Source organism: Bradyrhizobium sp. LHD-71, assembly GCF_031157255.1.
GTDB lineage: Bacteria > Pseudomonadota > Alphaproteobacteria > Rhizobiales > Xanthobacteraceae > P52-10.
The window spans coordinates 1-24,013 of the sequence record NZ_JAVIFX010000003.1 but is presented as its reverse complement, the minus strand read 5'-3'; the positions used below and the strand labels follow the sequence as shown (position 1 = coordinate 24,013).

The following is a 24,013-nucleotide window of genomic DNA, read 5'->3' as shown; positions in this document are numbered from 1 at the left end:
GTGTTGGCTCAGAATTTGATGTTGTAGGAGACGTCGAAACTGCGCGGCGCACCAAGATACACCTGGGTGGAGCTGTATCCTGACCAGTCCGCGTAGAAAGCATTGGTGAGATTGCGACCACGCAGCCGGAGCGTCCCGCCAGCGATGTCGTAGGCCAGCCAGGCATCGAGCAGCGTGCGGCCGCTGACCTCGATCGTGTTGGCGGTGTCGGTATAGAATGAACCGACGCGCTGGATCGATGCACCGATCGTCAACGGAATCTGCGCGAACCGATAGCTGGTCCAGATCATGAATGCCTCAGCCGGGACATTGACCGGGCGGTTTCCTCGCAGATCGCGACTGGCACTGCGCAGCTCGGTGAACTCAGCGTCGATAAACGATGCGTTTCCGCCAGCCTTCCACTGCTCCGTCAACGCGACCGAGACATCCAGCTCGATGCCGCGCGAGCGCTGGCTGCCGCCTTGCACGGTCAGCGCCGGGTTGATCGGGTCACGTGTCAGGATATTGTCCTGCTCGATCTGATACACCGAGGCAGTTGCAACGACGCGATCGCTCCAGAAAGATGCTTTGATTCCACCTTCCACGGAACGGCCCGTGGAGAGCTCGAAGCGCCCGTTAGCCGTGTTGCTGAGCAGCAGCGTTGCAACCGGAATGGCGGCTTCGTTGTACTGGGCGAACAGCGCCGTCCCAGGCGTCACGTTGTAGACCGTTCCAATGCGCCATGAGAGATCTTCGAACGTCTTGTCGAAACGTGACATCGCGCCCGTGTTCAGGTCGTCGATCCGGCGATCGAGCTTCATGCTTTCGTGTCGGATGCTGGCGAGCACAAGCCAGTCCGGCGTCAGATTGATCGCGTTTTCCGCAAACACGGCAAACGTCTTGAGAGCGCTGTCGAAGTCCTGTCGAGTCGCAAAGTTCGCAGCGGTATCAGCGGGAAAATAACCACGACTGGGATTGAATGGGTCGACCGCGCCGGTCGTCCCAAACCTTCTGTCCGACTGAAGCGCCGTGTCGATGTATTCGACACCGGCGCTAAAGCGGTTACGAAACCCGCCGATCATGCCATCATGGGCGGCCGTCGCGCGCTCGGACCAGAACTGGTGATCGTGGGTGATCTTTGTCGTTGTACGATCAAGCAGGCCCGACATCGCATTGAATGTGAAGTCCTCGGAATTCGCCCAGATGCGATCGGCCTTGAAGAAGCTCAGTTCGTTCTTCAGCGTCCAGCTGCCGGTCAGCTTGTACTCGGCGCCGCCGCGCAGCCAAACTGTATCGGACTCCATCAGTCCATTGATGACATTGTAGTTCTGATCGCGGATGGACCGGTCGACGACGAGCCCGTTCGGGGCCGAGACAAGATTTGTGGGATCACGCGCCACCGAACGCGGGATCAGCGGTATTCCTTGGTAGGGCGTTTTGAACTCGTCATGAAAATAGTTCACCGAGCCTGAGAACGAGAGTCTGTCGGTCGGCGCATAGGCACCGCTTGTGGTCAGGCCGACCTTCCTCGAATTAGTGTCGTCGATATAGCCATCGGACTGCCCGTAGCTCAGCGTCGATCGCACGGCCGCCTCCGGCCCGATCGGCGCATTCACGTCGATGCCCGTCCGCAGCGAATTGAAACTGCCGTAGCTGATCAGACCCTCGGCGCTTGTTTCCTGCAGTCTTGGCTGCTTCGTGACGAGGTTCACAGCGCCGGCCAGCGCGCCAGTGCCCTGGATCACAGACGCCGGCCCTTTGAGGATCTCGATCCGCTCGAAACTGAACGTGTCGTAGTCGCGCGCCACGATCAGCGGATCGACCGCACGCACGCCGTCGATCGCATACCCGGTAGCGGCGCGGGAGAAGCCGCGCATGGAAATGACGGCCGGTTCGCCGGGGAGATTTCCAGAGGTTACGCCGGGCACCGAGTTGAGGGTTTCCACGACAGTGCGGAGCCCCTTCTCCTGCATATCCTTCTGCGTGACGATATTGACGGTCGCCGGCGTCTCGCGCGGCGTCAGCCCGACCAGGCTGCCCACGGAATTCGGCACATCGAGATTCGATGGGCTGGCAGATCCTTCGACGGCAATCGTCGGCAACTCGACAGCTGCCGACGTCGATTGCGCCGGCGCTTCTTGCGCGAATGCGGGAGGTGTAGCGGAGGACGCGAGCAGCACGGCGACGCACATGCGCCGCGTCGCCCGGGCGGGCGCTTGACGGGCAGACATGATTGATTCTCATCACTGATGACAGAACATGCGGCGTTGAGGCGGGTCACCGCCGCAACGAGCACGGATACATGTCGGCACAGCTAGTCGTGCGCCGACGATTCCGATCAGATCATCAGAGGTGGAGCGCGGGGATTGCCGAGACGTCCCTCGCCTTTCGAACGAACGGACTCATGGCCGGCGGGAAAAAGGACGATCGCCTGGGCGCGCGGCGGCAACGGGACCGCAGCCGCATCGGGCGGCGCATCGACCGCGGCCGCGAACATGCCGCACGCAAGAGTACAGCAGTCAAGCAGGTGTCTGCTGTTCGGCGGCGCATCACCGGTCGGCGCGGTTTCACCATTGGCGATGCAGAAGATCGCGCCTTGAATCTCAGAGTGAGATGGAGTGGCGCTGGCGCCAATCGCAAACGCTGCAAACAGCGACTGAATTGCGAACGCATAGGCTGCGACGAGCGCAATCCACGCGGTCCACCCCTTTCGCCTGCTCACGAGCCGCCCTGCCCTTCGGTTGATCCCAAAAAATGCCTAGCATGTCCGATATCGTTTGAAAATCCAGCAAGGACGTCCTCGCCGTCCTTATCCGTTCTCGGGTGAACGAAATGTCCGGCAATACGCCGCCACCAAGGGCGCGCTCCTGATCTTCACGAAGGGTCTGGCAAAGCAGCTGGCAAAGAACGGAATCCGCGTGAACGCGGTGGCCCCCAGCCCAGTGTGGACGCCGTTGCAGGTCACGGGCGGTCAGGACCCAGGAAAATCTGAAGAGCTTCGGCGCCACGACGCCGCCGGGGGGCGGGCCGGCGGACGAGCTCGCCTCGCTCTTTGTCGTTCTGGCCTCAAACGAAGCGACCGGGCAGGTGTTTGGTGCGGCCAGCGAGCGCGGCGGTCCTTAAGCCTTGACGACGCGCCAATAGATTTGCAGTTATTTGGGTTCCGCGCCTCCTCCGGCAAAGCCGAGGAACGGTCATGATATTTTCGTTGGTTGCTCTGATCAGCGCTGCACTGTTCGCTGGGGCCGCGCTCTACATTACGCTTGTCGAGCATCCTGCTCGGCTTTGTCTGGACGATGCGCCGCTTCTTCGGCAATGGCAGCCGAGTTACAAGCGAGCCCTCCCAATCCAGTCCGGACTGGCTGTGATTGGCGGTCTGGCCGGAATAGCCGCCGGCTATCTCTCGTCGGACTGGCGTTGGATCATAGGGAGCGTTGCGCTCCTTGCTAATTGGCCTTTCACGCTTTTGATGATCATGCCGATTAACAAGCGTCTGCTGGCGATGGATCAAAATCAAGCAGGCACCGAAAGCCGAAGGATGCTGGTCCAGTGGGGCAAACTTCACAACGTCAGAAGCGCGCTGGGGACGATCGCGGTGCTGCTTTTTGCGTGGGCATCAGCAGACTGACGCCCGCCCCGCCGATTCACTCGAGACCCGTCGGCGACAGAGAGATGATGATGCCCGCGTATGCGGTGAAGATATTTTGCGAACCCGTCCGAGCCGATCGCGTGCCTGACCAAACGGTCGTCAGCGCTGGTACTGATCGTCCGTAACGTGCTCCAGCCATTCCACCACTTTGCCGTCGAGCGCTTCCGCAATCGCGATGTGTGACATCCCCGTCGTCGGGGTTGCACCATGCCAGTGCTTCACGCCCGGCGGTATCCAAACGATATCGCCCGGCCGGAATTCCTGCACCGGTCCGCCCCACTCCTGCACAAGGCCCGCGCCCGCGGTGACGATGAGTGTCTGACCCAAGGGGTGCGTATGCCATGCGGTGCGTGCGCCGGGCGAGAACGTCACCAAGCCGCCCCCAATGCGGGCGGGAGCCTTGGCCTGGAAACGTGAATCGACACGGACGCTGCCGGTGAAGTTTTCGGTGGGACCTGCGCTGGAGGGTTGCGTACCAACGCGCGTGATGACGATTTCGGCGTTGGCCGCATTTGGAATGATCATGGCAAGAAGGCCTGCGTATAGAGTGCTTCTCATGGCGCATCCAGGAAATGCAGAGGACCGAATAGCTGGGCCTAACGCTTCTGCTGTTGAAACACGTCTCTTGCAATGCCGACCGCAGTTACGCCATTCGGCCATCCCGAATAGAATGCCAGGTGGGTAATCGCCTCGACGATTTCTTCCTGTGTAACCCCGTTCTGAAGCGCTCGATTTAGGTGGGAGCGAAGCTGGTCCGGACGATTGAGCGCAATCAGGGCCGCTATCGTCACTAGGCTGCGGTCCCGCTTGGAAAGCTGTGGCCGCTCCCAGACATCTCCAAACAACACACCATCGGTAAGCTCCGCCAACTTGGGAGCAACGTCACCCATCAGCTGCTGTGCAGCCGATGGCTGCCGCGGGCTGGCGGACGGCGTCGCCGGAGTATTGGATTGAGCATGCACCATTGTTGGAACGACTGCTGTCGTGATTATAATTGTTGCGGCGACTGATTGCCTCAAGCGATTCAATTCCGTAGCTCCTTTGTTCCGGTCTCAGCTCAGCTCAGGCAAATTTTCCAAGAGCTTGTCGAGCGTTATTGGATAATCGCGGATGCGCACGCCCGTGGCGTTATAGATGGCGTTGGCAACAGCCGCACCGACGCCGCAGATGCCCAGTTCGGCCAGACCCTTGGCTTTCATGGGCGAGGACACAGGGTCTGTCTCATCCAGGAAGACGACATCCTGATGCGGGATATCGGCGTGAACCGGCACTTCGTATGATGCGAGGTCATGATTGACGAAAAACCCGAAGCGCTTGTCGACAACGAGATCCTCCATCAATGCGGCCCCTGCTCCCATGGTCATGGCGCCAATAACCTGGCTCCGCGCCGTCTTGGGATTGAGAATCCGGCCTGACGCGCACACAGCGAGCATTCGGCGGATACGCGTTTCGCCGGTCGCAACGTCAACACCTACTTCGACAAAATGCGCGCCGAATGTGGACTGCTGATAGGAATCGCGCAGGTTGGCAAACTCGATAGCGTCTTCAGCGACCACGCCAGCGTCGCCTGCGAGCTGCGCAAGCGACGCCGAACGGTTTCCGGCTTTGACCAGTCCGTCAGTAAACTGCACATCCGCGGAGTTTGCGCCAAACTTTTGAGCAAGCAGCTCACGTAATTTGACACACGCCGCATAAACGCCGGCCGTCGAGCAATTGCCGCCCCATTGCCCGCCGGAGCCGGCCGACACCGGAAACATCGAATCACCAAGACGAACGACCACTTTCTCGACGGGCACACCCATCATCTCCGCTGCGGTCTGCGCGATGATCGTGTAACTGCCCGTGCCGATATCCGTCATATCCGTTTCGACAGTGATGACGCCTTGACCATCGAGTCTTACGCGCGCCGCAGATTTCGTAAGCTGATTGTTTCGGAACGCCGCAGCGGTACCGATGCCGATAAACCAGCGCCCTTCCCGCACCTGGCGCGGCGTTGCGCTGCGTTTTTGCCAGTCGAACTGTTCCGCACCCACACGGAAGCACTCGGCCAGCCGACGCTGCGAGAATGGGCGCTTGTTCGGCTCCGGTTTCTCCCGGTCGGCGATGGATTGCGGATCCGGCGAGACGGGGCGGACAGGATTGTCGGGCACGTAATGCGTATCGTTCTTCAAGCGAAACTCGATAGGGTCGAGCTTCAGCTTTTCAGCCATCTCATCGATGGCCACTTCCAGCGCCATCATGCCAGGCGCTTCTCCCGGCGCGCGCATGGCATTGCCCTCGGGAAGATCCAGCAACGCAAGGCGTGTGGCGGTCAGCCGGTGCTCTCCCGCGTAGAGATAGCGCGTCTGCTGGACGGCCGCTTCCGGCTTTCCGCCCGGAAGATTGCCTGACCAGCTCTCATGCGCGATGGCGGTTATTTCGCCAGAAGCGGTCGTGCCGATGCGGATACGCTGGATCGTCGCCGGCCGGTGGACCGTATTGTTGATCACCAGTGCCCGCTGCAACGCGACCTTGACCGGGCGCTGCACCGCGCGCGCTCCGAGCGCCGCGAGCAGCGCGTCTGAGCGCAGGAAAAGCTTGGCGCCAAAGCCGCCGCCAATGAAGGGCGAAACTAGCCTTACATTCTCCTTTGGCATGCCGAGCGTGCGCGCCAGTTCAGATCGGCCCCAGTCGACCATCTGATTGGACGTCCACACTGTCAGCCGATCGCCATCCCAGGCAGCCGTCGTGGCGTGCGGCTCCATCATCGCGTGTGCTTCGTCGGGTGTCCTATAGGTTTCGTCGAACTTCATCGCTGCGGCGGCAAACGCGCCCGCGAAATCGCCGACGCTGGAATCGCCGGGACCGCTGGTGATTTGTGCAGGCCTGCCTGTGTCTTTCACCTCCTCCAGATCATAGGAGCCTCGTTCTGGCCCATAGTCGATGCGCAGAAGCGATGCGGCGGAACGGGCCTGCTCAAAAGTTTCCGCGACGACGACGGCAAGCGCCTGATGGTAGTGCTGAATCTCAGGTCCACAGAGAAGCTTAGCAAAGTTGAAGTTACCCTGGCCGAGCGCGCCGGCGTTTTCCGCCGTGACGACGGTCAGCACGCCAGAGGCCTTTTGCACCTCCTCTACGTTCAGACTGCGGATGCGGCCTTTGGCGATGGCCGAACCAACAACGTAGCCATAGGCGGCGTTAGGCGCGACGTCGTGGCGCTCATAGGCGTAGGGCGCCCGGCCGGTGGTTTTCAGCGGGCCGTCAATGCGGCTCAACGGCTGCCCGATCACTTTGAGCTGGTCGATTGGATTGGTTTCTGCTGGCTCATCAAATCGCATGTGTTCAACCCTTCGCTTCAGCGAGCACCGACGCGAGCGTCCGCTGAACGAGCGGCCGCTTGAAAGCGTTGTCTTGAGTGGTTCTGGCGCCCGCCAGCAGCGGTTCCATTACCGATTTCACACCGCGCGGAAGTTCGGCTTCTGCGGCTTCGACACGCCATGGCTTGTGCGCGACGCCGCCCAGCGCGATACGGCCTGCGCCGTCGCGTTGAACTACAACTGCCACCGATATAAGCGCGAAGGCGAAGGAGGCGCGGTCGCGTACTTTGCGATAGACGTGGACGCCGCCCAGCGGCCTGGGCAACACCACTGCTGTAATGAGTTCGCCCTTCTCCAGCACGGTTTCTATATGCGGTGTGTCTCCTGGCAAGCGGTGAAAGTCGGCTACAGGAATGGTGCGCTTTGTGCCATCTCCGCGCACGGTCTCTACAGTCGCGTCGAGAAGCCGCAGCGCCACGGCCATGTCGCTGGGATGCGTGGCGATACAGGCATCGCTCGCACCTATGATGGCGTGGTGGCGTGTAAAGCCGCCAATGGCCGAGCAACCACCGCCCGGCTTTCGCTTGTTGCAGGGCATATTGGTGTCGTAAAAGTATGGGCAGCGCGTCCGCTGCAGCAGATTGCCTGCCGTTGTCGCCTGATTTCTCAACTGGCCATTCGCACCGGCCAATAGAGCGCGCGAAAGCACCGCATAATCCCGGCGGATCCGCTCATTGGCGGCTAGGTCCGTATTTCGGACCAACGCACCAATGCGCAATGCACCGTCAGGCGTGGGCTCGATCTTATAGAGCGCGAGTTTGTTGACATCGATGAGATGACTCGGCGTCTCAATCTGAAGCTTCATGAGATCCAGAAGATTAGTTCCGCCGGCCACAAACCTCGCGTTCGGATTGCGCTCGGCCGACGCTGCCGCCTGCTCTACAGTTTCAGCGCGCTCATAAGAGAACGGTTTCATGCCTGCCTCCCGGCAACTTCAGCAATGGCATCGACGATGTTGGAATACGCGCCGCAGCGACAGATATTGCCGCTCATGCGCTCCCGGATTTCGCTGGTTGTGGCCTGCGCTGGCGCGAGGAGATCCGCACTTGCATGGCTTGGGATACCCGCCTTGATCTCGGAGAGCATCGCTACTGCCGAACAAATCTGTCCCGGCGTGCAGTATCCGCACTGATAGCCATCGTGCCTCACGAAAGCCGCCTGCATCGGATGCATGTTCTCCGGCGACCCGAGACCTTCGATGGTCGTGACCTCGTCACCCTGATGCATGACCGCCAGCGTCAGGCATGAGGTGATGCGCCTTCCGCCGACTATGACGGTGCAAGCGCCGCACTGCCCCTGATCGCATCCCTTCTTCGAACCGGTTAAATGCAGATGCTCCCGCAGCGCATCCAAAAGGGTCGTGCGCGTGTCGATTGACAGCTCTCGCGGAGTGCCATTCACCGTCAGCGAGACCTTATTTGTCACCGGGGCGTCGGTACCCGCAGCGATGGGCGTTGAACCTGGCTGGCTTGAGACCTGCGATGACAGCGTAGACAATGCCAGCGTGGCTGCGGTGCCGCCTAACCAGGCGCGGCGCGAGAGTTGCACGAGATTTGGTTTTTGCATCGATTCCATTCCTGGCGGTGGCAAACAGGCAGCGCTGTAGTCATTAGATTTGTTCCCAACGCGGTTTGTCGCAGTCGGTCGATGCCCGATCTGCGAAGCGCTGGAGCACGTTGATTTTCGGGAAGAAGAACCCATTACGACCAAATCGAACATACGGTCATGAGGAAACTTCATTAATCCCTTTCAGTTCGCCCAGTCGTTCAACGAGCCTCGGCCAGGCTGACGTCAAAGCGAATGTAGGACCGCGGGACTATTGCGATTAGCGTAAGACTTTCGCATATGGTTATGAGGAGGCCTCATGAATGCCCCGCGCGAATATCAATGATCTCGTCGCTTTTGTTGCCGTCGCCCGCGAACGAAGCTTCACGCGCGCAGCGGCCCAGCTCGGGGTATCGCAATCGGCGTTGAGCCATACGATTAGCGGACTGGAAGCAAGGCTCGGGCTCAGGCTCCTTACCCGGACGACACGCAGTGTGTCTGCGACTGAAGCCGGTGAGCGCCTGTTCAGTATTCTTCAGCCGCATTTCGACGGCATCGATACTGCCGTGGCAGGCTTAAGTGATTTCAGGGAGCGTCCGTCCGGAACGATCCGCATCAATGCCGGCGAGCATTCGGCCTCGAGCATACTGTGGCCTGCGCTAAAGACTTTTTTGCCGAAATACCCGGAGATCTCCGTCGAAATCATGGTGGATTATGGCCTCACCGACATTGTTGCGGAACGCTATGACGCTGGTGTGCGACTGGGAGAGCAGCTCGCAAAAGATATGATTGCGGTGCGCATCGGACCCGATATGCGCATGGCCGTCGTGGGCGCACCTGCTTATTTCAAACAGCGGAAGCCGCCCAAGAAACCCCAAGACCTTACCGAGCATAGCTGCATCAATCTGAGATTGCCGACATATGGCGGCATCTACGCCTGGGAATTTGAGAAGCGCGGGCGCGAGCTGAAAGTGCGCACGGAAGGTCCGCTTGTATTCAACAATCTGGCCCTGAGAATCGACGCAGCACTGGCTGGGCTTGGGCTCGCGTATTTGCCCGAAGATGCCGTCGTAGAACACCTCAACAAAGGCGCCCTCCTTCGAGTATTAGATGACTGGTGCGCACCTTTCTCGGGATATCACGTCTACTATCCCAGCCGCCGTCAGCCCACCGCTGCTTTTGCCTTGCTGATTGAAGCGCTTCGCTACCGCGGCTGAAATGCCGACGACGACCTCATTGGTGAGAGTAGGTCATAAGGCCATTCATATTTTTCAGCCTAATCGATTGTGTGTCGTAGGCCTATTTGGGACGCAGAATCCGTAACCTTGACAGAAAGTTCGGTAATGCCATCGCTCACTAGGCGCGCTTCGCGAAACAAATTGTCCCTCGTCCTTCCGGCGGCGATCTTCCTTGGTCTGGCGACCCTGGAGACGATGGATCTTTGCGGACTCGCACATCAGAGTAAGGAAAGCGCCTGGCTGTCGCGCACCTATCGCTCACCTGCCTCCAACTGACGCAAACGTTAGAGTCAGGCGCTAGCGGCAGGCGGGGTTTCGATCCTTTGCTGTTAAAGCCGTCGCGGTTGTGTTTGAGATCGAGTATCGACTTCGGCTCCTCCTTGACGAAGTTTGGAGCGACTTCACCCGGCCCGCCCTTTGCGATCCTGGTGCCGCCATCCACGAGATAGAGGGCGCCGGTGACGAAGCTCGCTCCATCGGACGTGAGAAATACAAAGATGTTCGCCACCTCTTCGGGTGTCGGGAGGCCTACAGTTTGCGTCGCGCCGATGACCGATCGGCCCGCGACGGCTTCATCGAGAATCTCTGAGAAGATCGATCGAGACTTGTGAAACCCATGCCCCCGGCGATTCCATAGCGAACGATTGACGGTTCCCTTTTGTCCGGACGGTCAGCAAGGCCGCAACCGTATCGCCCTCGATTCTCGCTTCGATCAAACCATTGACGTTCCGACCCGAAATCTTGCCTCCCTGTCGGTACTGGCTTTCATACCAATTGCCTGAAAGCGCGGAGCCGCTTTGATCGATATTGGCAGTCAGCTCCAGCTTGTAAGCATCGCTCGCGCAACGCACATTCATTTTCGTCGACCGCCCTTCATTTTTGACAGCGTAATTGACCTTGCAACGGATCCGCTCGCGCGGCCCATCCGACGGCTTCATCGAACCCACACCCGACCATGAGCCGGCCAGTTCATTGAAGCTCTGTTGCGCGTAAGCCGGCGCAATCGATACGCCCACCGTCAGGAGTGACAATCCCAGAAGCCGCAAGACGAACATTCCATGCCGAAACATGATCTTGATCCTTGATGGCGCGATCTTCGTCGGCCGGTTGTTGAACTCAGCGGAAACCTTCATTGCAACCGTGCGGAAACATTGTTCCCTACGTTGCCGAGCATCTCTCAACGTTACTCAGTGTCCGGCCGGTTCGGTGTGTATCGAATCACGGCTACGCCATGCGACCATATCGATACTATTTGACGAACGATCGCAGCGTCGGTCAAGACGATCACTTGCGTTTACCGAACGAAGGCAACGACTAACCGAATCAAAGATCGGGAATCCGGACTGGCTTCCGCGCGTGGGCTGTCCAGCGGCGAGAGCATTCAACGAGGGACCGAGCCCCCGCACTCGGGCGGCGAGGATCACGATCCATTCGCCGCGCAGGGATGGAAGAAATTTTTGTAACGAAGGCTGTCTTCAATCCGGTTAGACATCTTTCGATACAAAATTCGATCCGACAGAAACACTCGGTCATGTGCGACCAGATTTCGGACCACGTGATCCCTTTATCAAACGCGCAGCGCTAACACTCAGGGGGTCCGAATGCGCTGCCCGGCCAGTTTCAGTCAAGCTGCAATCGTGCACAAGCACACCGAATGGCAAGTGGTTCAACATCAGAAAGGCTCGTCGTGGATAGCGCACATGCAGGGCTCATGCTCCCATCGCTGATTCTGGCGATCATCATTCATTTCGTCATGGAGTATCCGTGGTGATGAGTGAATGAGACCATGTCCGATGCTATTCCAGAACCCTGCGCGGAGAGCTCGGAGCAGCACTCTTGTGTGTCGGTCGAGTCATGGTCGAGAGTTCGCCCCGGCTTCGCCGCAAGAGTGAGGAGCGCGAAGGCTGCAGTCCTTGGAGCGGCGCAAAGTGATGCTTACGTCTTCCATGTTTGGAGACAGGTTCCGCAGCATCCTTGCGACCGAGACCATTCAGGGGGTGCGCGCTGACGTCGAAGAACCGTAAATTGGGGGCGCGCCGTGATCTAAAATCGGGTACACACGACCGGCCCAGCGCTTAAATTCACACAAAAAATGCAGCGATTTCAGTCATATAGATTTACCGTCGCGCCGATGATGGACTGGACCGACACACACTGTCGCGTCTTCCATCGACTGCTGTCGCGTCGGGCACGGCTCTATACGGAGATGCTGACGACGGGCGCCATCATCCGTGGCGACCGCGCGCGTCTGCTTGGCTTTGACGCGAGCGAGCATCCGGTCGCGCTGCAGCTTGGCGGCTCGGACCCGGCCGACCTCGCAACGTCGGCGAAGATCGGCGAGGATTTCGGCTACGACGAAATCAACATGAACGTCGGCTGTCCGTCCGACCGCGTGCAGGACGGCCGCTTCGGCGCGTGCCTGATGGCCGAGCCGGATCTCGTCGCCGACTGCGTCGCGGCGATGAAGCAGGCCGTTTGCGTGCCGGTCACAGTGAAATGCCGGATCGGCATCGACGACCAAGAGCCGGAGATCGCGCTTCAGACGATCTCGCGCGCCGTGGTCGCGGCCGGCGCCGACGCGCTCGTCGTGCATGCCCGGAAAGCCTGGCTCAAGGGACTGTCGCCGAAGGAAAATCGCGATATCCCGCCGCTCGACTACGGCTTGGTCTATCGGCTGAAGGCGGCGATGCCGGATGTCCCGATCATCATCAATGGCGGCATCGGATCGATCGCGGAGGCGAAGGCGCATCTGCAGCATGTCGATGGTGTGATGCTCGGCCGCGCCGCCTATCAGGAGCCATGGCGGCTGTTGGACGCCGACAGTGACTTGTTCGGCGACCCGGGCCCGCAACGAAGCATGAAGGATGCGATCGAGGCCTTCATTCCGTATGTCGAGCGCGAACTCGCCCGCGGCATCCGCTTGCATGCAATGACGCGTCATCTCGTCGGCGCGTTCCACGCGGTGCCCGGCGCGCGGGCGTTCCGCCGGCATCTTGCCGAGCACGCGGTGAAGCCCGGCGCTATCGCCACAGTGCTGCGCGATGCGATGGACCTCGTCGCGGAACGCATCGAAGCTTCGGTGGCTGCGTAAGGTCCAGGATACCTCCAGCAACGCCCCTAAGGCTCTCACCGCCCGCCTCTCGCGAATGATTTGTAGCGGGCTTGCCGATGTCGCGCGCCTGTCATGAAGCCGCGGCTACATTCCGTCGCATTCACAAATGGGGTGGGTTATGCAGTCGGATATCTTCAAGGACATCCTGGTGCCGGTTATTGGCGGCTTGGGCATTTTCATGCTCGGGCTGGAATTCATGAGCAACGGCATCCAGTCGCTTGCGGTCAACAAGATGCGGGCGTTGCTCGCGAAGATCGCGGGAACGCCGATCAAGGGCGTGCTCGCTGGCACCGCGATCACCGGCATCATCCAGTCGTCCACCGCCATGACAGTAATGGTGGTCGGCCTTGTGAACGCGGGCGTCATGGGGCTGCGCCCCGCGATCAGCGTCATCATGGGCGCGAATATCGGCACCACGCTCGGCAACGGCCTGATCGCGCTGCCGCTCGGACCGCTCGGCTTGATACTGGCCGGCATCTTCGCCCTCGTCTACGTGTTCGCGAAGAGCGACAAGGTCCGCAACATCGCGCTGGCCTGCATGGGCTTCGCGCTGATCTTCTACGGTCTCAACCTGATGACCGGTGGCCTCCGGCCATTGCGCAACATGCCCGAGGTGATGCAGGTGCTCTCGGCGCTGAAGGCCGACAACTTCCTGAGCCTGATCTACTGCGTGCTGATCGCAGCGCTGGTGACGGCCATGATCCACTCCTCGTCGGCGACGATCGGCATCGTCATGGGCCTCGGCGCCGCCGGCGTGCTCGACTGGACCACCGCGGTCGCGTTCTCGCTCGGCGCCGATCTCGGCACCACCATCACCTCTTGGATGGCCTCGCTCAATCTGTCGAAGAATGCCAAGCGTGCAGCCTACGCCCACATATCCTTCAACATCATCGGCGTCTGCGTGACGATCCCGCTGTTCTTCCCGTCCATGATGGTGCTGACATGGGCCATGGGCTTCTTCGGCGGCGATCCGGGCGTTCCGGTCATCGTCAACGGCAAGGAGACCTTCCCGCTGGTGCCGGTGGCGGTCGGCCTCTACTCGACCTTCTTCAACGTCTTCAACACGGTGCTCCTGTTCCCATTCGTCGGCGTGTTCGAACGCGTGCTGTCGCGGGTCGGCCATACCTCGGCGGAAGACGTGGAGGATTACTCGCAGCCGCGCTACCTCGATCCGCGACTGGCGGGTGATCCGGCGCACGCGCTGTCGGCGATCCAGAACGAGACAAAGCGTTACGTCGGGGCTGCGGCCAAATTCCTCGACATCGCGCGCGGCGCCGAAAATGCGCCGGACGACGTGGAGGAGCATGCCGGCGCGATCGACGTGCTCAGCCGCGAAATCCGGCAATACACGTCGGTGCTGTTCGCACCGAACCTCCCCTACGCGCGCGCCGACGTTGTCGCGAGCCTGATCGAGGAAGAGGACTTCACGGCGAGCCTCGGCGAGACGCTCTATCAGGTTGCGCGTCGTATCGAGCGGCATCCCTTCTCGGCCACCGGCCGCGAGCTGGTGAACAGCGTGATCGACGAGATTTCCTCAGGCCTTCAGTCGATCGAGCCGGCCAGCGGATCGCCCAAGCCGGCAGCGGCCAACATGGACGACCGCATGCCGAAGCTCGTCGCCTTGCGCGAACGCTGCCTGAAGCTCGGGTCCGAACTTCCCGCGGAAGATCGCGGCGCGATCATCGCCATCCTCGGCAGCGCCGAGCGCGCGTTCTACCTGATCGACCGGATCGACGCCGAACGACGTTCGGTTGCACGCGTGCTGCCGGCGGCGGAGGCAAGCCGCACCAGCCCGGTGCTCGAAGGTCCAGGCAGCGCGGCGGTCGCGCCGGCCTGACCTCAAGCTCGACGACAATCCTGGCGGACGCCTGTGGCGTCCGCCAACCACTCGCTCATTTTTAAGCGTCTGTTTTCGAAGGAGGCCTCAGCCATGGCCTCGCCCATTTCACGCACCATCGCGCTTGCCGCGTTCGTTGTCCTGGCGGCCGTTGCAGCGCTTTTCTTTTTTCTCCGCGAACGGCAGGCAGCGACCGGCGCTACAGGCTCGGTACAGGTCGCAGGCTCCGAGACCATGCGTCCCGTCGTGTCGGCGTGCGCCGAAGAATTCATGAGCCGGAATCCGAAGGCCGATGTCATCGTCAAGGGCGGAGGTTCCGGCGACGGCGTGGCAGCAGTTCTGCACGGCATTGCCGATATCGGCATGGCGTCGCGTGACCTGTCGCAACGTGAGCGCGACTACGCCGCTTCGAAAGGCATCGAACTTTCGGAATTCGCGCTGGCGCGCGACGGCGTCACCATCATCGTCAACCGCGCAAGCCCGATCGACGCGCTCGACCTCGAGCAGCTTCAAGCCATCTTCGCCGGCAGCATCCGCAATTGGCGCGAACTCGGCGGCGAGGACCTGGAGATCACGGCCTTCGCCCGCGCGGCCGGGTCGGGCACGGCGTCGCTGTTCGGCGACCGCGTGCTCAAGGACGCCGCTTATGCGCCATCCGTTACGCAGCTGCCGACGAACGAGGCGATCGTCGCCGAGGTCGGCGCGCGGGCCGGCGCCATCGGCTACACCAGCCTCGGCGCTTTGAGGTCTGCACGCAACGGCGTCAAGTCGATCGCGCTGCGCGTCGACGAACAGTTGCAGGCGGCGACGCCCACGGCGGAGCAGGTCCGGTCGCAGCGCTATCCGCTGGCGCGCACGCTGCATCTGATCGGACCTCGCCGCTCGACCGATACGGCGAGCGCGTTCGTCGCCTTCTGCCTGAGCCCCGCCGGCCAGTCGCTGGTCCGCAAGGCCGGTTATGTCAGCATCACCCAGGACGGCGAATGAGGTCGCTAGCCCGAATCTTCGCCCTGATCGCGGCCATCCTGTGCACCGGTGCAGACCCGTCACTGGCACAGGCCCGTGTCGGCACCGAGGCCGGCAAGATTGTCGTCGGCACCATGCGCGTGCCGCCGTTCGTGCTTCGCGGCGACGATGGCCAGTGGCACGGCCTCAGCATCGAGCTGGGGCAACAGATCGCCGCCGAATTGAAGGCGCCGATCGAGTTGCGCGAGTTCGACTACGATCCTGCGGGCCTGCTCGAAGCGCTTGAGCGAGGCGAGATCGATGCGGCGCTGGCGGCGATCCCGATCACCCATGACGCCGAGACCCATTTCGACTTCACGCACCCTTACTTCTCCGCAGGCCTTGGCATCCTGGTGCGGACCGAACCGGACGGCGGCCTGCTGGCGACGATCGGCAACCTGATGACGCTTCGCACGGCCGCCATCGTCGGCGGGTTGGTCGCGCTGCTGGTCGCCGTCGGCGCATCGATCTGGCTGCTGGAGCGCCGCCAGGGCGCTCACTTCGATCAGCGCTTCCTGCCAGGCGTCGGCGACGGTATCTGGTGGGCGGCGGTCACCATGACCACGACCGGCTACGGCGACAAGGTGCCGATCGGCTGGGGCGGCCGCACTCTGGCGCTGCTCTGGATGTTCTCCAGCATCTTTCTCGTTTCGGTGTTTTCGGCAACGCTGGCGTCGTCGTTCGTCGTCGGCCAGCTCAAGACCGGCGTCACCGGTCCGAACGATCTGCCACGCGCCCGGGTCGCGGTCGTCGCAGGCACGACGGGCGAGGAATGGTCGTCGCTGCAGGGCCTGACCGTGCGCAACTACCCGTTTGTGATCCAGGCCAGCAAGGCGCTGCAGCGGGGCGACGTGCAAGCGCTGGTGCACGAGCGCGCGATCCTCGGCCATATGATCAAGACCTATGGTTGGCGCGAGCTGCAGATCCTGCCGCACACGCTCGCCGTGCGCGACTACGCCATCGCGTTGCCGCAAGGCAGCCCGCTGACGGAGCCGATCAACCGCGCGCTCTTGAAGATCGTGCATGGGCCAGCTTGGAAGGATGTCGTTCAGAAATATGTCGGAACAGCCAACGAGCCGTGAGCGTCATGCCCGTGTCACCCGTCGTCCCTAATCGAATTCGAAACGAAGGAGCCTCCCCATGAGATTGCTGGCCGCATCGTGTCTCGCCCTGTCGCTTGTCGCCGGTCTCGCCACCGCGCCGGTGCGTGCGCAGGAGATCGCCGGAAACGCCGCAGTGACCGGCGCCGGCTCGACCTTCGCATTTCCGATCATTTCCAAGTGGGCGGTCGGTTACCAGCGCTGGAAAGCGGGCGGCGGCGACTATCCGGCGCCGAACTCCGGACTTGAGGATCCGCCGGCAGGACCTGTGCTCGACTACGAGCCGAGCGGCTCGCTCGCCGGGACCATGCGTGCGCGCGAAGGCGCGGTCGATTTCGGCGCGTCCGACGCCCCGCTGAATTCCGCCGAGCTCGCAAAGCTCGGGCTTGGCCAGTTTCCGATCGTGATCGGTGGCGTGGTCGCGGTCGTCAATCTCCCCGGCGTCGCCCCTGGTGAGATCAAGTTCACCGGACCGCTGCTCGCCGACATCTTCCTCGGCAAGGTTTCGACCTGGAGCGACCCGGCGATCAAGGCGATCAACCCGACGCTGAAGCTGCCCGATGCGCCGATCGCGGTCGTCCGGCGCAGCGACGGCTCGGGCACCACGTTCAACTTCACGGCCTATCTCTCGCGCGTCAGCCCGGACTGGAAGGACAAGGTCGGTTCGGATCTCCTCGTCAAATGGCCGGTCGGCGCCGCCGCCAAGGGCAACGACGGCATGGCGCAGACGGTGAAGCAGACAGCCAATGCCATCGGCTATGTGGAGTTCGCCCAGGCGCTTCAGGCGAAGCTGAGCTATGCCAGCATCCAGAACCGCGCCGGCCAGTTCATCAAGCCGGAGCCGCTCGCCTTCCAGGCCGCAGCGAGCAGCGCGACCTGGAGCGGCACGACCGATTTCGACCAGCTGCTGGTCGATGCGCCCGGCGAGACCGCCTATCCGATGGTGGTGACGGTGTTCGCGCAGATGAAGAAGAGCGGCGGATCGCAACGCTCGCGCGCGACGCTCAACTTCCTGCAATGGGCGCTGGAGCGTGGCGCAGCCGACGCAGCGCATCTCGGCTACGTGCCGCTGCCGTCGTCGCTCGTCTCCGACATCAAGGCGTACTGGGCGACGAGCTTCAAGTTCTCGAGCTGAGCTCAAGACCGTAGCCCGGATGAGCGCAAGCGACATCCGGGTTGAGAGTCGGCCCCGCATGGCGCTTCGCTTATGCGGGCTACAGCTCCTCGCAATGACGATCATCACAACGGCGTCGCGAACTTGATCCTGAACTGATGTCGCTCGAAGTTGTCGCAATCGAGCGGACCGGGCGCGCTTGGCGGCCAGGCGTGGCCGCCAAGCTGCGGCGACCAGACGAGGTTCAGCATTGATCCGCCCTTGAACGCGATCGCCAGCGTCGGGCCGGCGAACAGCGCCTCGCCGACCCGGAAATTGAGGGTCAGCCCCGAGAACCCCTGCACGTAGCGCGCCTCGACGCCGATGAACACGGCCTGCACAGCGGCCGTCTCGTCCTTCCAGGCCTGGAATGTCAGCGCGGTCGCCACCCCGTAGGCCGATCCCTTCTGCAGTTCGGCCCTGGGAATCTTCAGCCGCTGGGTGCCGAAGCCGTAATTCGCATTCACCGCCACGAACCAGTGCTCGCTCAGCGCTATGTCGGCGAACAGCTTCAACTCGACCTGCCCGGAATCGGCGCGGTAGCCGGTGATGGCGTCGCGGCGAAACCAGCGCGGCTCCGTCGACAGCGTCACGGCGAGCGGCTGCTGCAACGAGCGCGACAGCACCCGCCAGCTGGCCTCAAACGACACGCCGTCGAAGTCGACCGTGTTCAGGCTGCTGCGCTCGACGCCCGCGCCCGCCCCCTTGAGCGCATCGTGATTGCCGCCGACATCCTTCCATTGGAAGGCGCTGACGAATGGCGAAGCGGCAAACGACAGCTGCTGCGAGTGCGTGTAGGTCAATTGCGATTTCTTGGTCGTCGCGACGTAGCGGCCGTCGCGCTTGCCGGTGCGGCCGGTGATTTCAGCCGCATAACTGAGACTGCACGGATCGCCGATGTCGCTCGGACTGAGCATCCCGAAGATGTCGCCGCCCGGCACCTCGGGCGTGCCGGGCGATGGCTCGGATCTGACGCACACGGCGGGCAACATGGTGACGGCCGGCGCCGCCTTGATGCTTCGATCGGCGGCCAGCGCATCGGCACCCTGGAGAAAGAAGGCGGCGAGCAGGAACGAACGCGATACACACATGACGGATACATCGTCGTGATGGCCGATGGAGTCAGTAGTCCCTCTCCCGATGCACGTCGCGGATGACGACGCCGCCACCTTGCGGCGGCATCTCCAGCCAGTCCCGCCGCTTCAGGGTGCGGCGCGTGTCGTCGAGACCGCTCTGCCAGTGCTCGCGCATCGACGTCGCCGAGAATTCGTAGTCCTTGGCGTGCCCTTCATAGGCGGTCTGCTGGTAGATCAGTTGCAGGATGGCGATCTCGGGCAGATCGGCCAGATGATCGCGCGTGGCGCGCTCCTGCTCTGTCAGCAACTCCTCCGGCACCTTCGCCAGCGCCTGGTAGAGGCTGGTCTTCAGGTCGTTCATGCGCCGGTAGACGTCGGTATTGTAGCGCGTGCGCGAGGAGTAGACGATGTCCTTGTGCCGCGCCATCACCTCCTGGATGTCGCGCGGCAGCACGCCGCGCGCGCTGAAAAGATCAACCTGAAACACCAGCGAGTTCAACCGGTCGTCCTGATCGAGCAGGTGCTGCAGCGGCGTGTTGGAGACGATGCCGCCGTCCCAGAAATGATCGGTGCCGATCCGCACCATCGGCAATGCCGGCGGCAGCGCGCCGCTCGCCATCACATGCTCCGGCTCGATCACTTCCTTGACGTTGTCGAAGTAAAGGAAGTTGCCGGTCAGCACGTTCACCGCACCGACCGCGAAGTGCACTTTCCGCGCGTTGATCAGGTCGAAGTCGACCAGCTCGAGCAGCGTCTGCCGCAGCGGTGAGGTATCGTAGTAGCTGGTCGCGGTCTGCGCGCCGGCCGGGCTGAACCACGGCGTCACCTGGTGCGGCGTGAAGAAGCCCGGCTGGCCGAGCGTCGCCGTCATCATCGAGCTCGTCAGGTTGCGCGCCTTGCGATAGACGTCGCCATCCGGCGTGTAGTGCCAGACCTTGCGGCTGGTGATCCTGTTCCAGAAGGCTTTCAGGTTTTCCAGGCGACGCTCCGGCGGGTTGCCGGCGATGATGGCGCTGTTGATCGCGCCGATCGACACGCCGCACAGCCAGTCCGGCTCGAGGCCCGCCTCGTGCAGCGCCTCGTAGACGCCGGCCTGATAGGCGCCGAGCGCGCCGCCACCCTGCAATACCAGCGCCACCCGATCGCAGCGCTCCGGCCGCCACTGCCGTGCGGCGATGGCAACACCTCGATCGAGCGTGTCCGATGTCCGTGCGTCCATGTCAGCCCCCTGTTCCTGAATGCACGGCCATTACGATTCCCGCTGGCAATGACGCCGATGTGACGGATTCGTTGCGATTGTCGTTGCGCGAGACGCGTAGCCCGGATGAGCGAAGCGACATCCGGGTGTGACTCGGCAGGCCAGTCTCCCGGATGTCGCTTCGCTCATCCGGGCTACAGTCCATCGCTCGCAATGACGGGTGAGAGGCTCGCGTCACAGCGGCGTCAGACAGGCCACCTACAGATTTGCGATGCATCAGAAGGGGGCTTGCATGACTTCGCTTTCCGGAAAATCCGCCATCGTCACCGGCTCGACCAGCGGCATCGGGCTTGGCATCGCGCGCAAGCTGGCCGCGAGCGGCGCGAACGTGATGCTCAACGGGCTTGGCGACAAGGACGAGATCGAAACCGTCCGCAGCGAGATCGCGAACGGGCATAACGTCAAGGTGCTCTACAGCGGCGCGAACATGGCAGACAGCACGGCGATCGCCACCATGATCACCGAGGCCGAGCGCGAGTTCGGACGCGTCGACATCCTCGTCAACAATGCCGGCATCCAATACGTCGCGCCGATGGAGGAATTCCCGGTCGAGAAGTGGGATGCGATTCTTGCCATCAACCTCTCGAGCGCGTTTCACACCACGCGCCTGGCGCTGCCGGCGATGAAGCGCAATGCGTGGGGTCGCGTCGTCAACGTCGCCTCGGCGCATGCGCTGGTCGCCTCGCCCTTCAAGTCGGCCTATGTGGCGGCCAAGCACGGCATCGCCGGACTGACCAAGACGGCGGCGCTCGAAGTTGCCGAGCACGGCATCACCGTCAACGCCGTGTGTCCCGGCTACGTGCTGACGCCGCTGGTCGAGAAGCAGATCCCGGAGACGGCGAAGGCGCGCGGCATCAGCGAACAACAGGTGGTCGCCGACGTGCTGCTCGCAGCCCAGCCGACCAAGCGCTTTGTCACCGTCGAGGAGATCGCAGCGACGGTTGCGTTCCTGTGCACCGAGGATGCGCGCTCGATCACCGGCATCGCGCTGCCGGTCGACGGCGGCTGGACCGCGCATTAAGGGAGCCGACCGATGCGCAAGGACGAGGTTCTGAAGCTTTCGTCGATGCCGGCCACGCAGCCCTGCTATCCGGCCGGCCCGTACCGATTCATCGACCGCGAATTCCTCATCATCACCTTCGAGACCGACCCGGAGCTGATCAGGGAGGAATTGCCCGAGCCGCTGGAGCCGATCGACAGGCCGCTCGTGCACTACGAGTGGATCAAGATGCCGGACTCCTCCGGTTTCGGCAGCTATACCGAATCTGGCCTCGTCGTCCCCGCCCGCTTCAAGGGCGAGGAGGTGAACTACGTCTCGCAGATGTATCTCGACGACGACCCGCCGATCGCGGCGGGCCGCGAGATCTGGGGCTTTCCGAAGAAGTACGCGCACCCGAAGCTCGAGGTGGTGAAGGATACGCTCACCGGTACGCTGGAGTATGCGGGCCAGCAGGTCGCCATGGGCACGATGGGCTACAAGCACGAAGCGATGGCCGGCAACGGCGAGCTGACCCGGGCCGCGCTGGCGAAGACGCAGATCAACCTGAAGCTCATTCCGGGCGTCGACGGCCGCGCCGAGATCTGCCAGCTGGTGGCGATCAATCTCACCGACATCCACGTCAAGGGCTCGTGGATCGGCCCGGGCCGCCTGCATCTCGTTCCGCATGTCAACGCCCCGGTCGCCGATTTTCCGGTGCGACGGATTGTCGGCGCGCATCACTTCCTCGCCGACCTGACCTTGCCCTATGGGCGTGTCGTGTACGACTATAACAAGGAGACCGACGCGCTTTCGCTGGCGGCGGAGTAGAGAGCCGCGACCAAGCATCTGGCAGGCTATCGAATGTGCACCAGGACCACGCGCTCGGCGGTGTCCCCTCTCCCGGGGGAGAGGGCTAGGGTGAGGGCGTTCGGCAGTTGTGATGCGAAGGTCGAGCTTCGCCACGACCCGAGGAGGATATGTTTGGCGATAAGCTGTGCGACACCATCGACGCCTGTGCCCCTCATCCCAACCCTCTCCCCAAGGAGAGGGAGCGCGCCGAGTTCGCTGCGATCTCTGAGGAATCGATATGCGACACCCTATGGCGGGCGGAGACAGGCGCAAAGGCGCCCAACAAGATAGAGTGAGGACTTTTCGTTGAGCATTGGACTGATCGCCCTTCTTGATGATGTCGCTGCGATTGCCAAGGTGGCGGCGGCGTCGCTCGACGATGTGGCGACCCAGGCCGCCAAGGCCGGGGCGAAGGCTGCGGGCGTGGTGATCGACGATGCGGCGGTGACGCCGCGCTATGTGGTCGGCTTCACCGCGGCGCGCGAGCTGCCGATCGTCTATCGCATCGCGCTCGGCTCGCTGCGCAACAAGCTTCTGATCCTGCTTCCCGCGGCACTGGCGCTCGCCTACTTTCTTCCCGCGGCCGTCACGCCGCTGTTGATGATCGGCGGCGCCTACCTCTGCTACGAGGGCGCCGAGAAAGTGTACGAGGCGATCGTGCCGCATGCGGCGCACGCCCATGAAGCCGAACTCGGCTCGGTGGCGATCGACCCGAAGACGCTCGAGGACGAGAAGATCGCCAGCGCCATCAAGACCGACTTCATCCTCTCGGCCGAGATCATGGCGATCGCGCTCGCGGCGATTCCGGACGGCAGCTTCGTCAGCAAGGCGGTGATCCTGGCCGTGGTCGGCATCGGCATTACGGTGGCCGTCTATGGCGTGGTGGCGCTGATCGTCAAGGCGGACGATTTCGGCGTTGCGCTCGCCAGCAACCGGAGCCCGCATGCGCTCGGCATGGCGAGCCGGGCGATCGGCCGCGGCCTGGTGCTCGCCATGCCGGTGCTGTTGAAGGCGCTCAGCATCGTCGGCACCGCGGCGATGATCTGGGTCGGCGGCGGCATCATCGTACACGGCCTCGACTCTTACGGCCTGCACACGCTGGAGCACATCATCCACGAGGCGGCGCTTTCCGCCGCGCGCGCGCTGCCGGCAATAGCCGGTGCGGTCGAGTGGATCGTCTCCGCGGCGTGCGCGGGTGTTGTCGGACTCGCGATCGGCGGCGCGCTGATCCCGCTGATCGGCTACGTGCTGGCGCCGGCATGGAAGGCGTTCAAGGGCCTCCTGCCGCGAAAGGAGCGGACGGCGTAGGTGGCTGCGTCGTCGTCTGTTCAATTGTCGAAGAACCTGTGCCTGTAGCCCGGATGAGCGCAGCGACATCCGGGGAAGCCTCGCTGTAACGATAGTCAGCCCCGCATATCGCTGCGCTCATGCGGGCTACAGGCGTAACTTATCGCCCCCTGTTCATGTCCGGCCTGGGGCTTGCCGGTCGTCTTGTGCTTTCCTTTGGCCCGAAAGGGCTGTGCGGAACGCAAGGGCGTTTCACCGCGCCCGCGGCGCCGTGTGGCTTTGGACCACACGGCAGCCGTATGCCTTTGGGAAGCACACGGCGGCCGTATGCCTTTTGGGGCACACGGCAAGCCACGGAGGAGGCTCAACGCCTGCGCTCCGCACGCGATGGTTCTTGCACGGCTTGCTGCATGCCCCCGGGCCTCGCCACTTTCGCTGGCTTCGCCCGGTTCGTGCGAACTGTCGCCCGGGCATGCACTTGGACCGTCCGTCCGTCGTACCGGCGTCTTGATTGCCTTCGGGCATCACACGGATTTCTCCGGCGCTTTCCAAGGCCCGGCATCGTAACGGCCACCGCATCCCGCTCCGCA

Annotated in this window: 22 protein-coding genes; 11 read left to right on the top strand and 11 right to left on the bottom strand. The window is 62.5% G+C overall.

The window, feature by feature from the left end; all coding sequences use genetic code 11:
- Positions 1–8: 8 nt before the first annotated feature.
- Positions 9–2,210: a TonB-dependent siderophore receptor gene (locus RCO31_RS02835; protein WP_308966709.1), complete on the bottom strand. Its 2,202-nt coding sequence runs from the start codon at positions 2,208–2,210 to the stop codon at positions 9–11.
- A 107-nt stretch (positions 2,211–2,317) separates the two neighbouring features.
- Positions 2,318–2,701, bottom strand: coding sequence for a DUF2946 family protein (locus tag RCO31_RS02830; RefSeq protein WP_308966707.1), 384 nt, complete (start codon positions 2,699–2,701; stop codon positions 2,318–2,320).
- A 55-nt stretch (positions 2,702–2,756) separates the two neighbouring features.
- Between RCO31_RS02830 and RCO31_RS02825 the strand changes: the two genes are divergently transcribed.
- Together RCO31_RS02825 and RCO31_RS02820 are read left to right on the top strand one after the other, a co-directional pair.
- Positions 2,757–3,179 carry an SDR family oxidoreductase gene (locus tag RCO31_RS02825; protein ID WP_374991414.1) on the top strand — a complete coding sequence of 141 codons (423 nt, stop codon included), beginning with the start codon at positions 2,757–2,759 and terminating at the stop codon, positions 3,177–3,179.
- Positions 3,176–3,607, top strand: a complete 432-nt coding sequence (locus RCO31_RS02820; RefSeq protein WP_308966705.1) for a DUF1772 domain-containing protein — start codon at positions 3,176–3,178, stop codon at positions 3,605–3,607. Before RCO31_RS02825 ends, RCO31_RS02820 begins: the two co-directional genes overlap by 4 nt.
- Positions 3,608–3,727: 120 nt before the next feature.
- On the opposite strand, the gene RCO31_RS02815 is transcribed toward RCO31_RS02820, so the two are convergent.
- The 5 genes from RCO31_RS02815 to paoA form a co-directional block, all read right to left on the bottom strand.
- Complete coding sequence (locus RCO31_RS02815; RefSeq protein ID WP_308967052.1) at positions 3,728–4,153, bottom strand: cupin domain-containing protein; 426 nt, start codon at positions 4,151–4,153, stop codon at positions 3,728–3,730.
- Positions 4,154–4,224: 71 nt separating this feature from the next.
- The gene (locus RCO31_RS02810) at positions 4,225–4,593 is read right to left on the bottom strand and encodes a carboxymuconolactone decarboxylase family protein (RefSeq protein WP_308967051.1); all 369 of its coding nucleotides are present in this window, start codon (positions 4,591–4,593) and stop codon (positions 4,225–4,227) included.
- Positions 4,594–4,680: 87 nt separating this feature from the next.
- Positions 4,681–6,945, bottom strand: coding sequence for a xanthine dehydrogenase family protein molybdopterin-binding subunit (locus RCO31_RS02805; RefSeq protein ID WP_308966704.1), 2,265 nt, complete (start codon positions 6,943–6,945; stop codon positions 4,681–4,683).
- Between the two features lie 4 nt (positions 6,946–6,949).
- Positions 6,950–7,900 carry a xanthine dehydrogenase family protein subunit M gene (locus RCO31_RS02800; protein WP_308966702.1) on the bottom strand — a complete coding sequence of 317 codons (951 nt, stop codon included), beginning with the start codon at positions 7,898–7,900 and terminating at the stop codon, positions 6,950–6,952.
- Positions 7,897–8,559, bottom strand: a complete 663-nt coding sequence (gene paoA, locus RCO31_RS02795; RefSeq protein WP_374991413.1) for an aldehyde dehydrogenase iron-sulfur subunit PaoA — start codon at positions 8,557–8,559, stop codon at positions 7,897–7,899. Before paoA ends, RCO31_RS02800 begins: the two co-directional genes overlap by 4 nt.
- 293 nt (positions 8,560–8,852) lie before the next feature.
- On the opposite strand from paoA, the gene RCO31_RS02790 reads away from it, so the two are divergent.
- Positions 8,853–9,746: a LysR family transcriptional regulator gene (locus tag RCO31_RS02790; RefSeq protein ID WP_308966700.1), complete on the top strand. Its 894-nt coding sequence runs from the start codon at positions 8,853–8,855 to the stop codon at positions 9,744–9,746.
- 139 nt (positions 9,747–9,885) lie between these two features.
- Here the strand turns inward: RCO31_RS02790 and RCO31_RS02785 are convergent, their stop codons facing one another.
- The gene (locus RCO31_RS02785; RefSeq protein ID WP_308967049.1) at positions 9,886–10,317 is read right to left on the bottom strand and encodes an SDR family oxidoreductase; all 432 of its coding nucleotides are present in this window, start codon (positions 10,315–10,317) and stop codon (positions 9,886–9,888) included.
- Between the two features lie 22 nt (positions 10,318–10,339).
- Positions 10,340–10,900, bottom strand: a complete 561-nt coding sequence (locus tag RCO31_RS02780) for a hypothetical protein (RefSeq protein ID WP_308966699.1) — start codon at positions 10,898–10,900, stop codon at positions 10,340–10,342.
- Between the two features lie 959 nt (positions 10,901–11,859).
- On the opposite strand from RCO31_RS02780, the gene dusA reads away from it, so the two are divergent.
- The 5 genes from dusA to pstS all read left to right on the top strand — a co-directional run bounded on the left by dusA (position 11,860) and on the right by pstS (position 17,956).
- On the top strand, positions 11,860–12,858 hold the full coding sequence (gene dusA, locus RCO31_RS02775) for a tRNA dihydrouridine(20/20a) synthase DusA (protein WP_308966698.1): 999 nt from the start codon (positions 11,860–11,862) through the stop codon (positions 12,856–12,858).
- Between the two features lie 139 nt (positions 12,859–12,997).
- Complete coding sequence (locus RCO31_RS02770; protein ID WP_308966696.1) at positions 12,998–14,716, top strand: Na/Pi symporter; 1,719 nt, start codon at positions 12,998–13,000, stop codon at positions 14,714–14,716.
- Positions 14,717–14,809: 93 nt separating this feature from the next.
- Positions 14,810–15,703 carry a phosphate ABC transporter substrate-binding protein gene (locus RCO31_RS02765; RefSeq protein ID WP_308966694.1) on the top strand — a complete coding sequence of 298 codons (894 nt, stop codon included), beginning with the start codon at positions 14,810–14,812 and terminating at the stop codon, positions 15,701–15,703.
- Positions 15,700–16,803, top strand: coding sequence for a transporter substrate-binding domain-containing protein (locus RCO31_RS02760; RefSeq protein ID WP_308966693.1), 1,104 nt, complete (start codon positions 15,700–15,702; stop codon positions 16,801–16,803). The genes RCO31_RS02765 and RCO31_RS02760 overlap by 4 nt, the downstream gene beginning before the upstream one ends.
- A gap of 58 nt (positions 16,804–16,861) precedes the next feature.
- Positions 16,862–17,956, top strand: coding sequence for a phosphate ABC transporter substrate-binding protein PstS (gene pstS, locus RCO31_RS02755; protein WP_308966692.1), 1,095 nt, complete (start codon positions 16,862–16,864; stop codon positions 17,954–17,956).
- A gap of 104 nt (positions 17,957–18,060) precedes the next feature.
- Here pstS and RCO31_RS02750 read toward each other — a convergent pair whose 3' ends face one another.
- Entirely contained in the window at positions 18,061–19,065 is a 1,005-nt protein-coding gene (locus tag RCO31_RS02750) for a hypothetical protein (RefSeq protein ID WP_308966690.1), read from the bottom strand.
- Positions 19,066–19,096: 31 nt separating this feature from the next.
- Positions 19,097–20,269 carry a patatin-like phospholipase family protein gene (locus RCO31_RS02745; RefSeq protein ID WP_308966688.1) on the bottom strand — a complete coding sequence of 391 codons (1,173 nt, stop codon included), beginning with the start codon at positions 20,267–20,269 and terminating at the stop codon, positions 19,097–19,099.
- Positions 20,270–20,540: 271 nt separating this feature from the next.
- Between RCO31_RS02745 and RCO31_RS02740 the strand changes: the two genes are divergently transcribed.
- The 3 genes from RCO31_RS02740 to RCO31_RS02730 all read left to right on the top strand — a co-directional run bounded on the left by RCO31_RS02740 (position 20,541) and on the right by RCO31_RS02730 (position 23,444).
- Positions 20,541–21,329, top strand: a complete 789-nt coding sequence (locus RCO31_RS02740; protein WP_308966686.1) for a 3-hydroxybutyrate dehydrogenase — start codon at positions 20,541–20,543, stop codon at positions 21,327–21,329.
- A 12-nt stretch (positions 21,330–21,341) separates the two neighbouring features.
- A complete protein-coding gene (locus RCO31_RS02735) occupies positions 21,342–22,115 on the top strand; it encodes an acetoacetate decarboxylase (protein ID WP_308966685.1) in 774 nt (257 codons plus the stop codon).
- Positions 22,116–22,442: 327 nt separating this feature from the next.
- Entirely contained in the window at positions 22,443–23,444 is a 1,002-nt protein-coding gene (locus tag RCO31_RS02730) for a DUF808 domain-containing protein (protein ID WP_308966684.1), read from the top strand.
- The last annotated feature ends 569 nt before the right edge of the window (positions 23,445–24,013 follow it).

Bases quoted from the DNA above. Each gene is read 5' to 3' on its own strand.
- RCO31_RS02835 (WP_308966709.1), bottom strand. From the start codon at position 2,210: ATGTCTGCCCGTCAAGCGCCCGCCCGGGCGACGCGGCGCATGTGCGTC.
- RCO31_RS02820 (WP_308966705.1), top strand. From the start codon at position 3,176: ATGATATTTTCGTTGGTTGCTCTGATCAGCGCTGCACTGTTCGCTGGG.
- RCO31_RS02815 (WP_308967052.1), bottom strand. From the start codon at position 4,153: ATGATCATTCCAAATGCGGCCAACGCCGAAATCGTCATCACGCGCGTT.
- RCO31_RS02810 (WP_308967051.1), bottom strand. From the start codon at position 4,593: ATGGTGCATGCTCAATCCAATACTCCGGCGACGCCGTCCGCCAGCCCG.
- RCO31_RS02805 (WP_308966704.1), bottom strand. From the start codon at position 6,945: ATGCGATTTGATGAGCCAGCAGAAACCAATCCAATCGACCAGCTCAAA.
- RCO31_RS02800 (WP_308966702.1), bottom strand. From the start codon at position 7,900: ATGAAACCGTTCTCTTATGAGCGCGCTGAAACTGTAGAGCAGGCGGCA.
- paoA (WP_374991413.1), bottom strand. From the start codon at position 8,559: ATGGAATCGATGCAAAAACCAAATCTCGTGCAACTCTCGCGCCGCGCC.
- RCO31_RS02790 (WP_308966700.1), top strand. From the start codon at position 8,853: ATGCCCCGCGCGAATATCAATGATCTCGTCGCTTTTGTTGCCGTCGCC.
- RCO31_RS02780 (WP_308966699.1), bottom strand. From the start codon at position 10,900: ATGAAGGTTTCCGCTGAGTTCAACAACCGGCCGACGAAGATCGCGCCA.
- dusA (WP_308966698.1), top strand. From the start codon at position 11,860: ATGCAGCGATTTCAGTCATATAGATTTACCGTCGCGCCGATGATGGAC.
- RCO31_RS02770 (WP_308966696.1), top strand. From the start codon at position 12,998: ATGCAGTCGGATATCTTCAAGGACATCCTGGTGCCGGTTATTGGCGGC.
- RCO31_RS02765 (WP_308966694.1), top strand. From the start codon at position 14,810: ATGGCCTCGCCCATTTCACGCACCATCGCGCTTGCCGCGTTCGTTGTC.
- RCO31_RS02760 (WP_308966693.1), top strand. From the start codon at position 15,700: ATGAGGTCGCTAGCCCGAATCTTCGCCCTGATCGCGGCCATCCTGTGC.
- pstS (WP_308966692.1), top strand. From the start codon at position 16,862: ATGAGATTGCTGGCCGCATCGTGTCTCGCCCTGTCGCTTGTCGCCGGT.
- RCO31_RS02750 (WP_308966690.1), bottom strand. From the start codon at position 19,065: ATGTGTGTATCGCGTTCGTTCCTGCTCGCCGCCTTCTTTCTCCAGGGT.
- RCO31_RS02745 (WP_308966688.1), bottom strand. From the start codon at position 20,269: ATGGACGCACGGACATCGGACACGCTCGATCGAGGTGTTGCCATCGCC.
- RCO31_RS02740 (WP_308966686.1), top strand. From the start codon at position 20,541: ATGACTTCGCTTTCCGGAAAATCCGCCATCGTCACCGGCTCGACCAGC.
- RCO31_RS02735 (WP_308966685.1), top strand. From the start codon at position 21,342: ATGCGCAAGGACGAGGTTCTGAAGCTTTCGTCGATGCCGGCCACGCAG.